We start from the raw sequence: 13,000 nt of genomic DNA, 5'->3' as shown, positions 1-13,000 counted from the left end.
AGGGCTTTTTTGACGCGCGAGAAAGCATATGTCGTCAGGTATATGGGTGTGACGAGCTCGCATCGTGTGGTACGTGTATTTGACAGGATGGACGTAGAAGATCCGGTAGGTGCCACAGCGGTTTGGAGTGCCCGATACCGCTTCGATCTGCGATATATCGCCTTTTTGCACGGGTGAGTGGAACGTAGGTGCGTTAAGAGGCGGTATGTTCGGTTGTAGGGACATTTCGCGGAACTACCGTGCCTTATGAGCAGGAAATGTTGGGTTGTAGACATGTTTTCGCTCATTTAACGCACCCTAGTTCCGCTTCAAGGGGAGAAAAGGGACGTTACCGTGAAATAAGGCCTCGTAGTTCCGCCGATCTCGCTGTGGATGGGGAATTGGCGGTCCGGCAGTACCTCCTCCGTTTTCTTGCGAAGGTTGCGGGGGCGAAATGTCCCCGGAATCTTACTCTTACAGAGGTGCTCATGGATAGGAATACCGAATCGAAGATCGATTAGGCCGAGCGCACTGGCAACAAGGGCAATATCGTGGAGCTGAAGGCACCGTAGGCGCGGCACTAGGCGCTATTCAAGCGATAGAAGAAGCGGGTAAAAACCGGGATCCAGATTGTTACGGAGGAAGGAAATTTTCCTCAGGAGTCAGCGAAGCGGATTATAACGAAGCGGAAAAATAAAGAGCCATAAGGCGGGACGCACCCGCTTCATGGCTCTTTATTTTGTTCAGGCTGCTGTCTTTCAGTCAGATCCCGAATGGTTGCCGTATACAAATGATTGCCTGCGATTAGATTTCCGGTTATGGTTACTTCCGCAGGAAAACCAGATCGATCTGAGCGGTAAGCCATCATTTTTACTCGCTTGCCAATCAAGGCGTCATCTTTTTGGCTAAATAGTCGAAATAGAGCGGCAGCTCCCTGTCCATCTTGATCGAAAGTAAACAAAAAATCAAATAATGTCCGGCCGAGCGCATCCTTTCGCGTGTATCCGAACGTGGCTTCAGCCGCAGGATTAAACTCGACAATCCATCCCCTGTGATTAAACATCATAATGCTATCAATGGACGAATCGAGAACGGAAGCTTTCAACCATATGCGCTGGGCGATGCGTTGATCCGATAACAGCAGCATGATGAAGCTGGCGGTCAGGATAACAAGGGTTGCGAAAGCAATATACATCGCCAGAATGTAGTTGCTCAAATTGATTGTAATCAGGTTAGTTACAGCGATAGAATTCGATTTTGAAATGATGGCAGCCGCCATTCCGATATGATGCATGCCTGTGAAGGCTGCGCCTATGATCAATCCGTTAAGCAGGATGGATTGGTTGTGATGAAATGAAACATAAAGCGCTTTAATGGAGGCTATGATAGCTATGATGATCGACAAAATAAATAGAAGAGGCGAATAAAGGACCTTGACATCACTCATCGAAGAAATCCCAATGAATTGCATGACGCTAATCGCCATTCCCATAAACGTTCCGGCAATGACAATGTTGGCTACCTGTTTCTTGGAGCGAAACGTAACGAAAAAACCAATGAACGCGCCGATGATGGCGATTACAATAGATGTGAGGACTGCATGTATGCTGAAAGGAATCCCATCAGGCAACGGATAAGCAAGTAAGGCGGTGAAATGCATCGACCAGATGCCGACACCCATAGCGACTGAGCAGCATAGTATCCATAACTTTTGGTGCCAGGCTTTCGATACGGATATTTTTTTGGCTAATTTCAGCGAGGTATAAGATGTCAGCAGAGCGATAATGAAGGATAGTAAAACCAGAAACATCGTATAAGGGCTAGCCAAAGCGTGTTGCATAAGTGCTACCTCTCTTCTAGGTGGTGGCGGAGCCTGTGATAGATTGACAGAAGATCCAGTTCGCTATAATCTGGAAAATAAAGCTGAGTTTTATTATAGTAGGCATAAAAACAAGCGTATATAGCATTTTGTGTAGAAAAAAGTCTAAAAATGTCGAATTCAATAAATTATTATTAATTCATATTAAATGAAGGATAGCTCTTCTAACCGATGAAGCTAGTTGAGAGAGAGTTGGTATTCGAATGGATAAGCCTTATCAAGTAAAAGGGATTATGTTCGATATGGATAACACGCTGCTTAATTCTCATATTGATTTTCATGCGATGAAAAGAGAGATAGCCGATTTCTTGATCGGCAAGGAGCTGCTTCCTCATCATTTCTCTATCGGAGAGCATACAGCTTCAACCATTATGGAGCAAGTAAAGAGCATGGGCATTGCCAAGAATGACGAGGAAGCGATGATGCATATTGCTCTTCGTCACGAAGTTCTGGGCATGGAAGGTGCGGGACTTGAACCTGGCGTAACGGAACTGCTGGAGGCTCTGACAAACCGTTATATTCTTGTTGTTGTGACCAATAATTCGCGAGTAGCAGCTGTTCGAGCGCTTGAGGAAACCGGGATCATAAGTTACTTTGATTTGATTATTGGCCGGGAACAAATGGTCGCCATGAAACCTTCGCCATCCGGCTATTTAACTGCCAAGCAGCATTTTCCGCGGGTGAGGGATGGTGAATGGCTGTCGATTGGAGATTCGTGGATCGATGGCAGAGCTTCATTAGAAGCTCATGTTCCTTTTATAGGGTACGGAAATAAGCACGAATTAATGAAGGAGAAAGGTGTGGTTCCAATCGCGCACCTCACAGATATTAAGAAGCTGCTGGATTATGTGCAGCCGTAGACGGCGAGACTGGAAGAAATGAATTAAACATGGTTTAATATAAGTTTAGTGTTAGACGATTCGAGAAAGAAGTGATGATAGTTGCTGATCAATGTGAAATCCAGATTGCAGGAAAGCCAAATTCAAGAACTGTTAAGCTACAGCATTTTCCCTGACCCGGAAGCGTTGGAATCGATTATTCAGCAGTATGATGCCGATGCTGACATGTGGTTGTTTGCATACGAGTCAGAAGACGTCATGGTGGGGATCATTGGTTTCCGCTTGAATGAAGCGCAGGAGATGACGTTAACCCATCTGGCAGTAGAACCGGAGAGCAGAGGTGTAGGATTCGGCCGTGGGATGATTCTTGAAATCATTGAAGAAATGAGTCCTGCGCGGATCGTTGCTGAAACGGATGAGGAAGCGGTCGATTTTTATAGAAGCATTGGTTTCGTGATCAACAGCCTGGGAGAGAAATACCCGGGGGTCGAGCGATTCCTCTGCACGTATGAAATAGACGAAGAAGCGGCCATTGATTAAAAAAGAGCACCGTTGCGAGTATTGCTGCGCAAGGTGCTCTTTTTCGCCAGAATGGTTAAATCCTTAACAGAACTAAAGTGTTGGGGATACCCATCATAACGATTAGAAAGCACATACCGTCAGGTATGTGTGTGTGACGAGCTCGCAGAGCGGAGAGATTCCGCACGCATCGTGTGGTACGAGCATTTGACAGGAAGGACGTAGAAGATCCGGAAGTGTCACAGCAGTTCGGAGTATTGTAATGTCGTCTCGATCTGCGATTGATCGTCTTTTTGCATGAGTGAGCGGAACGTAGATGCGTTACGAGGCGGTATTTTCGGTTGTAGGGACATTTCGCGGAACTACCGTGCGTTATGAGCAGGAAATGCTGGGTTGTAGGCACGGTTTCGCTCATTTAACGCACCCCAGTTCCGCTTCAGGGGGAGAAAAGGGGCGTTACCGTGGAATAAGGCATCGTAGTTCCGTCGATATCGCTGTGCATGGGGAACTGGCGGTCCGGCAGTACCTCCTCGGGCGCGCGTTGCGTCGCGCTGCATGGCGGCTGTCTCACGTTTTCAAAGGTGAAATGTCTCTGAATCTTCTCATACAGAGGTGTTCATGGATAGGAATACCGGATAGAAGGCAGGTTAGGGGGAAGAGAAGTGGAAGGCAGCACCAAGTAGAACAGAAAGGGAAGGGGTGCGGGGTGGAAAAGCGATAGCGTCCGCCTTTAAAGTCGTGTTCGCACCACCTTGTCCAATCAAGGAACACGACTTTAACAGCGGTTGGAATCCCATACCCATTCCCTCCCATGCTCCAACGTTTGGGTTTAGACAAGGACCTGAGGCATAGCCTCAGGTTTATTTACCGTCTACCCATTGCGATTCGTCAGGCTGTTGCTTTCTCCATGAGGTTAACTGCTCGTAGAAGTGACCAATGGACAATACGGTGCCGTCTTCATGGAGTCGCCCGGTGATTTGCATCCCGATAGGCAGCCCATCTCCGGAAAAACCAGCAAGTACGGAGATAGCGGGCAATCCGCATAGATTGGCTAATGGCGTGAACTCGCCGTTTGAAGCTCTATTCTTGCTTGGCGGTCCCGTTAGGTGGCCGGCAACAACAGGACAAGTCGGCGTAATCAGCGCATCTGTCTGATCTAAGGCCTGGAAAATGCGTTGCCGTGTTTTTTCATATAACTGAAAGATGGTCTTATAAGTTTGAGGATCACTGTATTCACGTCCATTCTCCAAGTTAGCTTGCAGCTTGGCGCTGTAGCCCGCCGACCAATCCTGTAAGACATCCCGATGCGTGCGGTGGGCTTCAGCATGAAGAAGCGACCAGGTTATTTCTTTGATCTCTTCCAAGCTGACACCAAGCTCGATGGGGACGAGCTGTGCCCCGGCTTGTTCCATTTGGCGAAGCGCTTCTATAATGGCGGCTCGTATGTCAGGTTCCGTACCTGATTTCAAGTAGGCGTCAGGAACTCCCAGCGTAATTCCCTCAAGGCTTTCCAGTTTTCGTAACGAAAGCGTTGTTCGGTCAGCCAAATGCGTTGAGGTAGCTCCGTCATACCGATCATATCCAGCTACTGCCTCTACTAGTGAAGAGATATCTTCGCAGGATGCAGCAAGGAGTCCGACATGGTCGAGTGTTGGAGACAACGGTGTTACACCGTATCGGGAGATCCGCCCATAAGTCGGCTTGAAGCCGACTACGCCGCAAAAGCTGGCCGGTACGCGAATGGAGCCGGCCGAATCCGTGCCAATCGCTCCAAGCGCGAAGCCTGCTCTTAGGCCTGCCGCAGACCCCGAGCTGGAGCCGCCGGGAATGCGCGAAGGATCCCACGGATTTCGCGTCCAGCCATAATGAGGATGAGGCGGGCTATAGGCAAATTCATGCAAATGCGATTTGCCGATCAGAACGGCGCCGGCATCAAGCAGTTTTTGAGTAACGGTAGCGTGCTGTTGAGGGACAAAAGCAGGCAGTCTGCGCGAACCGTTCGTTGTTTCCTTCTCTGCATATGCGATCATGTCCTTAAGGGAGATGGGAATTCCGTGGAGCGGCCCTCTGTCCCTGCCGTTTCTTAGTTCTTTCTCCGCCCTGAGAGCCTGCGCTCTCGCTTCATTTTCCCAAACGGAAATAAAGGTATTCAGTTTGGGTTCGAACCGGTGGATGCGATCAATGATGACATTTAGCAATTCTAGCGGCGATTGGATCCCCGTGCGGAAAGCATGGGCGGCTTCCTGTATCGTTGGCATTTGAGTGTGCGGCAAGTGGGTACACCTCTTATTTTCAGAAAAATGAATACCATTAATATACAACGATTACGTTATATTCTTTTGCGGAAAATCATGATTCGGTTGCTGATTGTACAGATCATAGCAGACAATTGTTACGATATATAACTAAATTGCGCTCTCCCTATAGCCTACTTTACAAATGGGATAACTCAGTAATATGATAACACAAACGGATGAGCCCAATTGAAAAAAATCAGGAGGATAATATGGCGAACTGGTCCCCCAATGCTTTCATCGAACGCATATATGAAGAACATTTGCAAAACGCTGCCGCGAATCGGCAAATGACTGCTGAAAAGGAGCGTTCGCAAAAAAAGGCAAGGCTGGCGGAATTGCTGAAAATAGATACGCAGCCTCAAAGCGATTTACATCCGATTCTCTTACAGCAGGAAGATTGCGGCGACTTTATAAGAGAAAGAGTAGAAATTCAGACTTATAAAGGACTCACGATGCCTATCTATGTGCTTCTGCCTAAGCGTGCTTCAGAACGTCCGCGCCCAGCCGTCATAGCCCTTCACGGGCATGGATATGGCAGCAGGGAACTTGTCGGTCTTTCTCCGGACGATCAGGAACGGCAGGAAGGCGAAGGCATCCACAAACATTTTGCCTTGTCGCTTGTGCGACGGGGGTTTGTAGTTATCGTACCGGAACTCCTTGGCTTCGGGGAGAGAAAATTGGATGAGGATGCCCTACAGGACACCTCGATTGAGGATAGGAGGAAATCTTCGTGTTATAAGCTTTCTTCGTATTTGACACATCTGGGGGAGACGCTGGCCGGTATTCGTACCTATGAAGTGCTTCGGGTTGTGGATTATGCGCAGTCGCGTCCTGATGTACAGACGGGTGGGGTGGGCAGCATGGGGTTGTCGGGAGGCGCCTTTGTCGGTTACTTGGCTGCGGCGCTGGATGAGCGCTTTCGTGCCGTGGTGCTCAGCGGGTATACGAATACCTACAAAGACAGTCATTTTTTTACCAGACAGCACTGTCTCTGCGATTATATCCCCGGAATTGTCGAGCTTGGAGACATGCCGGATATTGTGAGTTTAATTGCACCTCGGGCGCTATATTTGGAAACGGGCAAAGAAGATCCCCTTTTCCCGCTGCATGGTGTGTTGGCCGCAGCGGAGATTCTCGAAGCCCGGTATGAAGCACTAGGAGTCAAAGAGAACTTTGAGGTGGAGATTTTTGATGGGAAGCACGAAATTTCGGGCGCTCATGCTTATGATTGGTTGGCGGCCAAACTGGAGCATACGGTTGATTAGAAGGAGGGAACAGCAGAATGAATCGAATGGTGAATCCGATCCCGCAGTTTGCTGAGCGTCACTTTTTATTTTTCCTTCATGAGGCAACGAGAGAGACGTGCTGGGAAAATATCAATGCCCATCAAGGCATCGAAATCGTCTTCATTCTGGAAGGAAGCGGACATGTCATACTAGATCAGAAGATGCACGAGATCGGCCCGGGAACGCTATTGATCTGCCAACCGTACCAGCTCCATCATTTTAAAATGAATCCGCCTTATGTGCGGACACCTCTCATCTTTGATCCGTATTTGTTTGATCGCTTTGTCGCTCCATTCCCTTCATTGCAGACGTTCTTTCGCAAAATTTGGAAGGATAAGCTGAAACAACAAGTTTTCTCTCTGACTGAGGCAGAGCGAAGCCGCTATGATGAACTGTTCTGTGAGTTTCACATCCGGCTGCAGGGGCTATCCGATTTTGCCAAGAAAGAGGAGCTCACTTTGTTTTTATTAAGGCTTTTGACGGAAATGCGTAAATTATACGCGCTAGATTCAAAGAAGGAGATTGGCTCAGCCGGGAAGCGCGAAGGGCGTCATATCGAGCAAATGATGAGCTGGATTGAGGATCATTATCATGAGGATTTTTCTTTGGAGCGCCTTGCTGACAATCTTCACCTGTCTCCCTTTTACGCCTCTCATTTATTCAAGGAGGAAACGGGTTTTACGTTAAGCCAATACATTATGGCGCGCCGCATTCGGGAAGCTTGTTTGCTGCTGCCGATGACTGATTGGCCAATTGTCCAGATTGGTCTCAAAATCGGTTTTAACAGCAGTGCTTATTTCTGTAAATCGTTCAAAAAGAAGATGGGAATTTCGCCGCAAATGTTCCGAAAGCAATCCGGACATCGATAAGACAACCGCATAGGCAAGATCTGGTACCGGTGGAAGCATCATCGCCAACCGGTTATTTGCCATGCGAAAAAATGAGCAAACGAAGGAGGATGACAGATGAAATTTGCGTTCAACTCGGCTTCGACTCCGAAGCTGACGCTGCCGGAAATGCTGGAAACTGCACGAAAGTATGGCTATCAGGGGCTGGAAATTCGCAGCGGGGTAGGCCATTTGCATGGCATAGAGCTGGAAGCCGGCCCCGTGCTGCGGCGGAGCTTTAGGCAGCAAGCGGCTGAAGCGGGAATCGAACTGGTCTGTTTGGGCATTTCGCACCGTTACTCACGGCCGCAGGAAGCCGAAGCGCAGCTCGTTGGGACGATGGCTTATATTCGTTTAGCACACGATCTGGGGATACAGCTCCTAAGGGTGTTTTGCGGCCGAATTCCTGAGAACGACACACGAGAACAAGCAAAGAGGAGCATTGTCGCTGCGCTTCGCAGACTCGGATCCTACGCTGGGGAGCACGGCGTTACCCTGGTCGTCGAAACCCACGACGATTGGTCGGACCCGGCTTATATGGCCGAAATCATGCAAGAAACAGCCCATAGTCACATCGCAGCGACTTGGGACGTGCTGCATACGCAATTGGAAGGGAACGCAGCTCCAGAGGCTGTTCTCTCTTCGCTAGGCCCATGGATCAGGCACGTGCATATCCATGATGGCGTGCGGAAGCAGGGCAGCGACCGACATCATCCTCATTATAGGCCAATCGGAAGCGGGGAGATTGATCATTTGGGTATCATCAGACTGCTTCTCAGCCATGGATACGAAGGATATTTGAGTGGAGAATGGTTCGATTGGGAACCCCATGATATTCACCTTCCGAGAGAAATAAAGTCTCTGAGACAATATGTCGAGTTAGCGAGGAAGGGGAATGGCAATGGCTTTTAAAATATGTGCAATTGGCTGCGGGTCTATCGCCATAAAGGGTCATGGACCGGCTTATCGGCAATATGCATCGAAGCATCCGGATGTCGAATTGGCCGCATGCGTGGATACGAATTCGCTCAGAGCAGCTGAATTTGCTGCGCGCTTCGGTTTTCAGCGCAGCTATACGGATCTCGATGCGGCGCTGGATCTCGAACAGCCCGATGCGGTGTGTCTTCATGTTCCGGCCCCTCTTATCGCGGACCTGGCTGTCCGCATTTTAAGGAAGGGCTATCCGCTTTTGCTTGAGAAGCCTCCGGGGATTTCGAAGGATGAAGTGCTTCAAATTGCCGACGCAACAGAGCGGAATGGCTCAGTAAGATTACCAACGCAAGTTGCTTTTAACCGCAGATACATGCCAATTAGTCTTCGCGTCAAGGAACAGGTGGCTGAATGGAATAGGAATGGAAAGCTTCACCATATCTCCTACGATATGTACCGTGTGGGCCGGACCGATTCCGAGGATGCTTCCGTAACGGCCATTCATGGAATTGATGCCATGAAGTTCTGGGCAGAGTCGGAGTATGAGGAAATCAGATTTCGTTATACAAAGCTGGGCCATCTAGGACCGAATGTGACGAATGTCAGCTTGGAAGGGAGGTTCGTGTCGGGCGTTACATGCCAGCTGAACTATTTTCCAGTGTCGGGCGCGGTCCTGGAGCGTGTTGCCATAATCGGGGAAACGCAGACAATGTTCGTAAACCTGCCATTTTGGTCATCGCATGATTCACCTGGCAGCGTGCAGTGCTATCAGAACAATCAGATGCAGGAGCAGTGGGATGGCCTGGCATTAGCTGGGACTGAAGATGCTTTTGTAACGAATGGGTTTTATGCAGAGAATGAATCGTTTTTTGATGATCTTCGCGCCCGGAAACAACCTGTCGGTGATATACGATCGGCCATTCAATCTGTGGAAATCGCAGCGTGCATTCTTCAGCGCAGAGAAAAGTATCGCCTGTAGTCTGGATGAAAATAGTCAGGAGGATCATCTGATGAGAAAACAAATTGTCAACTATGATGTGGTTGTATGCGGCGGCGGATTGGCAGGGCTTAGCGCTGCTGTTGCAGCTGCCAGACAAGGAGCCAGGACGGTAATTGTTCAAGACCGGCCCGTTTTTGGCGGCAACAGCTCCTCTGAGATCCGTGTAACTCCGCATGGCGCCGCCCGGTTTCACGCGTATGCCCGCGAGACAGGGGTTATCTCTGAGCTGGCCATTGAGGACCGGGCAACGAATCACGAGCAATTTTACAATAACGGTTGGACGAACGCTGTGTGGGATATGACAATGTACGATTTGGCTGTACGAACGCCGAACTTGACGATAAGCCTGAATACGTCCATTACGGACGTTCAGAAGGCAGACGACAGGACGATTTCAGCAGTCGTCGGGCGCATTGCTAATGCCGAAACCGAAATTGTCTTCAAGGGAAAAGTATTCCTGGATTGCACAGGAGACGGCATTGTGGCCGATTTGGCAGGCAATGAATGGCGAATGGGTTCAGAGGGGCGGGGCGAATTTGGAGAACCCCATGCGCCCGAGCATGAGAGCAAGGATACGATGGGGAGCTCTATTCATTTTCGGGCGAAGGATATGGGCAGAGCCGTCCCCTTTCAGGCTCCGGAATGGGCGGTGACTTATGATGACCCTGCCTTTTTTTACGGACACAACCGCAAGCCATACGATATTCGGGCCGGCTATTGGTGGTTTGAATTGGGAACGCCGTGGGATACGATTTACGATAACGAAGTAATTCGGCATGAACTCACCCGACATGTTCTTGGCGTCTGGGATTGGATAAAGAATAAAGATCCAAATACCCGAGAAGCAGCCGCTAACTATGCGCTGGATTGGATCGGTCAAGTGCCAGGCAAACGTGAAAGCCGCAGGATCATGGGGCGATATTTGATGACAGAGCATGATGCGCTGAACCGCACTGTTTTCCCTGACGAAGTTGCCTTCGGAGGCTGGTATCTCGATTTGCATATTCCTGGAGGGTTGCTGGCGCCAACCAGCGATTTGCCTGGAATGGGCGAATACTGCGGCCCTTACGGCATTCCCTTGCGCATCCTAATCGCCAAGGACATTGACAATCTGCTCATGGCAGGCCGTAATGTCAGCGTTACGCATGCCGCGTTAGGCTCGGTCCGGGTCATGGCGACTACGGCCATCATGGGGCAGGCAGCAGGAACAGCTGCGGCTGTAGCGCTTAAACGAAGCATGAATGTGCCGGAGGTGAATGAGAAAGCAATAGGTGATGTTCAGCAAATTTTGCTTCGTGAAGGCTGCTTTTTGCCCAATGTGAGGAACGAAGATCCCCGCGATCTGGCTCTTCAAGCGAGCGTCACGGCTAGCAGTGAGGCGTTGCTTTTCAGCTCCGGCGAGCCATCCTTTGATGGTGATTATCTTGATGTGCGCAGAGGGCAATGGATCGCAGTGGATCAGGAACTGCGCAGCATTTCCGTGTGCTTGACGAATGTATCGAAGCAGACGCAGTATGTGGATGCTTTGCTTGTGCCTGTTGAACATATTTGGGATTATCGATGTTTGGATGGAGAAGCATTTGCTGCAAATTGCTTGGAAGTTCCGCCTGGTCAAGCAACTTGGATCGAATGGCCGGTACAGGGAACCCTGGACAAAACTTCGAAGGCAAGCGGGTATATTCGTTTAGATCTGCAAGCCAATCGGTCGGTGATCTGGCATCGCGCAGCTCGTATTCTGCCTGGACATCCTTGCGCTCTGGAAGGGGAAGAAGGGACCATGAAGGGATGCGATGACGGGCATAGCATGAGCTTTAAAGTAAGCCCAGGGCAGCATGCGTATCCGGCTGCACATGTAACCAGCGGTGTGGCCAGGCCTCATCGCGCCACGAACTTATGGCAGTCCGATCCCGAGCAGTCGATGCCGCAATGGCTTGAGCTCACTTGGGAGACTACGCAGCAAATCGGCCGTATCGAGCTAACCTTCCCAGGACATTTGCTGCAAGACTTTAATAAATACGCTGCGTATTATAGAGATCCTGATTGCCCTAAGGATTACAGGATCGAGGGCTGGATCGACGGCGAGTGGAAAGAACTGTTTCGTGTCGAAGGGAATTATCACCGTCATGTGCGCCATCGCTTGCAAACGGTCATTGTAACCAATCGCATACGGATTCTTATTCGGGCAACGAACGGAAGTCCTTCGGCAGCAGTCTATGAAGTGCGTTGCTATCAGGATCAAGGAGCTTAAGCTTTGCAGAAGGAGGGCTGCTTGCTAGGAGCGGCTCTGTGCCTTCCTTGTGGCGAAAGCGCGGATCAGTGCTACTGCTAGCAGGAGCAGGGGGATGATTAACGAGAAAAATAGGATCACATTGTACAATACGAACTTCCCTTGAGCCAAATGCTGAGGAAAATTGCTGGCAATGAACATGGAGCAGAGAAGAATCACGATGGCAATAGGCAGCAACGCATCTTGGTACTTGGGAAGTCGGAACAAACGGGCGGTCCCGAGCGCCGCGGCAATAAAAAAGAGGGCGACTTTGAAAAAGTCTCCAATGATTAGCGCTAAGACGACAATCATATCCAGCCGTTGTAAAAAATTGGCGATGTTCACCTTGCTGACGGTTGTTAATAAAGGAAAAGTCGTTCGGGCGACAATACTGACGCCGAGTACGGAAACTTCGACCAGGCTGATCAGGCACAAAATGACTCCGCTGAAAACAATCGCAGCCGTTCCCGTCTTGATGCCAGCTGCAAGTTTGTTGACATAAGGAAATATCATTGTGAAACAGATGGTTTCACCGAACGGAAACATGAACATTTGCGGATAAGCGGCATGAAGAATCGAGTCCCAGCCTGATCCGAATACCGGTTGCAGGTTCGTAGTATCCATAATATTGGAAAATAGGATGAGGAGAACGCCTATGACTCCGAGCCCGATCATGATCATAAAAAATATTTCTCCTGTTCGGGCGAACACCTCGATACCGCTGTACAGCACGTAGGTAATCGTGACGATCATGAGGGCATTCAGCGCGAACAGCGGCGTCTGGTCATACATGGCTGTTTGTAGAAATTCGCCACCATCCCTTAGATCTCTTGCCGCCCCGTATATAAAGAAAATAATATAGAGCAGCCCAAGCAAAGTCCCTATCCACTTGCCGAAAATGATTTTCGCATAATCCAAAAGTGCGCTGTCCGGATGCATGCGGAAGAGTAAGCCGTACAGCATAAACAAAGCGATCCCGCCGACTAAGCCGAGCAGAATTGCAAGCCAGGAGTCTTGCTTGGATGAAATGCCCAAGGGAACGACGATGGCTGTGCCCAGTTCGAACAATACAAGCAGAGAGAAAAATTGAAAGGAGCTGATTTTTACTTTTTCCAACT

General features: G+C 49.5%; 11 protein-coding genes. 8 read left to right on the top strand and 3 right to left on the bottom strand.

Annotated elements, in window-relative coordinates; genetic code table 11:
• The first annotated feature begins 9 nt into the window (after positions 1-9).
• Entirely contained in the window at positions 10-177 is a 168-nt protein-coding gene (locus ABRS97_RS14335; RefSeq protein WP_367815206.1) for a hypothetical protein, read from the top strand.
• Positions 178-703: 526 nt separating this feature from the next.
• On the opposite strand, the gene ABRS97_RS14330 is transcribed toward ABRS97_RS14335, so the two are convergent.
• Complete coding sequence (locus tag ABRS97_RS14330; protein ID WP_367815207.1) at positions 704-1,819, bottom strand: MHYT domain-containing protein; 1,116 nt, start codon at positions 1,817-1,819, stop codon at positions 704-706.
• A 242-nt stretch (positions 1,820-2,061) separates the two neighbouring features.
• Here ABRS97_RS14330 and ABRS97_RS14325 point away from each other — a divergent pair, with 242 nt between their 5' ends.
• Together ABRS97_RS14325 and ABRS97_RS14320 are read left to right on the top strand one after the other, a co-directional pair.
• Positions 2,062-2,718, top strand: a complete 657-nt coding sequence (locus ABRS97_RS14325; protein ID WP_367815209.1) for an HAD family hydrolase — start codon at positions 2,062-2,064, stop codon at positions 2,716-2,718.
• An 81-nt stretch (positions 2,719-2,799) separates the two neighbouring features.
• Complete coding sequence (locus ABRS97_RS14320; protein ID WP_367815211.1) at positions 2,800-3,237, top strand: GNAT family N-acetyltransferase; 438 nt, start codon at positions 2,800-2,802, stop codon at positions 3,235-3,237.
• Between the two features lie 839 nt (positions 3,238-4,076).
• Here the strand turns inward: ABRS97_RS14320 and ABRS97_RS14315 are convergent.
• A complete protein-coding gene (locus ABRS97_RS14315; protein WP_367815213.1) occupies positions 4,077-5,489 on the bottom strand; it encodes an amidase in 1,413 nt (470 codons plus the stop codon).
• A gap of 233 nt (positions 5,490-5,722) precedes the next feature.
• Between ABRS97_RS14315 and ABRS97_RS14310 the strand changes: the two genes are divergently transcribed.
• The 5 genes from ABRS97_RS14310 to ABRS97_RS14290 all read left to right on the top strand — a co-directional run bounded on the left by ABRS97_RS14310 (position 5,723) and on the right by ABRS97_RS14290 (position 11,864).
• Entirely contained in the window at positions 5,723-6,778 is a 1,056-nt protein-coding gene (locus ABRS97_RS14310; protein WP_367815215.1) for a dienelactone hydrolase family protein, read from the top strand.
• Positions 6,779-6,795: 17 nt separating this feature from the next.
• Positions 6,796-7,668, top strand: coding sequence for a helix-turn-helix transcriptional regulator (locus ABRS97_RS14305; RefSeq protein ID WP_367815217.1), 873 nt, complete (start codon positions 6,796-6,798; stop codon positions 7,666-7,668).
• 96 nt (positions 7,669-7,764) lie between these two features.
• Complete coding sequence (locus ABRS97_RS14300) at positions 7,765-8,598, top strand: sugar phosphate isomerase/epimerase family protein (RefSeq protein WP_367815219.1); 834 nt, start codon at positions 7,765-7,767, stop codon at positions 8,596-8,598.
• Positions 8,588-9,595: a Gfo/Idh/MocA family protein gene (locus tag ABRS97_RS14295; protein ID WP_367859113.1), complete on the top strand. Its 1,008-nt coding sequence runs from the start codon at positions 8,588-8,590 to the stop codon at positions 9,593-9,595. Before ABRS97_RS14300 ends, ABRS97_RS14295 begins: the two co-directional genes overlap by 11 nt.
• A gap of 31 nt (positions 9,596-9,626) precedes the next feature.
• Positions 9,627-11,864: an FAD-dependent oxidoreductase gene (locus ABRS97_RS14290; protein ID WP_367815223.1), complete on the top strand. Its 2,238-nt coding sequence runs from the start codon at positions 9,627-9,629 to the stop codon at positions 11,862-11,864.
• Positions 11,865-11,888: 24 nt separating this feature from the next.
• Here ABRS97_RS14290 and ABRS97_RS14285 read toward each other — a convergent pair whose 3' ends face one another.
• Positions 11,889-12,998, bottom strand: a complete 1,110-nt coding sequence (locus ABRS97_RS14285; RefSeq protein WP_367815225.1) for a GerAB/ArcD/ProY family transporter — start codon at positions 12,996-12,998, stop codon at positions 11,889-11,891.
• Between the last annotated feature and the right edge of the window lie 2 nt (positions 12,999-13,000).

The sequence above is a fragment of the Paenibacillus tabacirhizosphaerae genome (assembly GCF_040812395.1).
Taxonomy (GTDB): Bacteria; Bacillota; Bacilli; order Paenibacillales; family NBRC-103111; genus Paenibacillus_E.
This window is presented reverse-complemented; position numbering and strand designations above follow the sequence as displayed.

Coding starts and splice junctions, on each gene's coding strand:
- ABRS97_RS14330 (WP_367815207.1), bottom strand. CDS start 1,819: ATGCAACACGCTTTGGCTAGCCCTTATACGATGTTTCTGGTTTTACTA.
- ABRS97_RS14325 (WP_367815209.1), top strand. CDS start 2,062: ATGGATAAGCCTTATCAAGTAAAAGGGATTATGTTCGATATGGATAAC.
- ABRS97_RS14310 (WP_367815215.1), top strand. CDS start 5,723: ATGGCGAACTGGTCCCCCAATGCTTTCATCGAACGCATATATGAAGAA.
- ABRS97_RS14305 (WP_367815217.1), top strand. CDS start 6,796: ATGAATCGAATGGTGAATCCGATCCCGCAGTTTGCTGAGCGTCACTTT.
- ABRS97_RS14300 (WP_367815219.1), top strand. CDS start 7,765: ATGAAATTTGCGTTCAACTCGGCTTCGACTCCGAAGCTGACGCTGCCG.
- ABRS97_RS14295 (WP_367859113.1), top strand. CDS start 8,588: ATGGCTTTTAAAATATGTGCAATTGGCTGCGGGTCTATCGCCATAAAG.
- ABRS97_RS14290 (WP_367815223.1), top strand. CDS start 9,627: ATGAGAAAACAAATTGTCAACTATGATGTGGTTGTATGCGGCGGCGGA.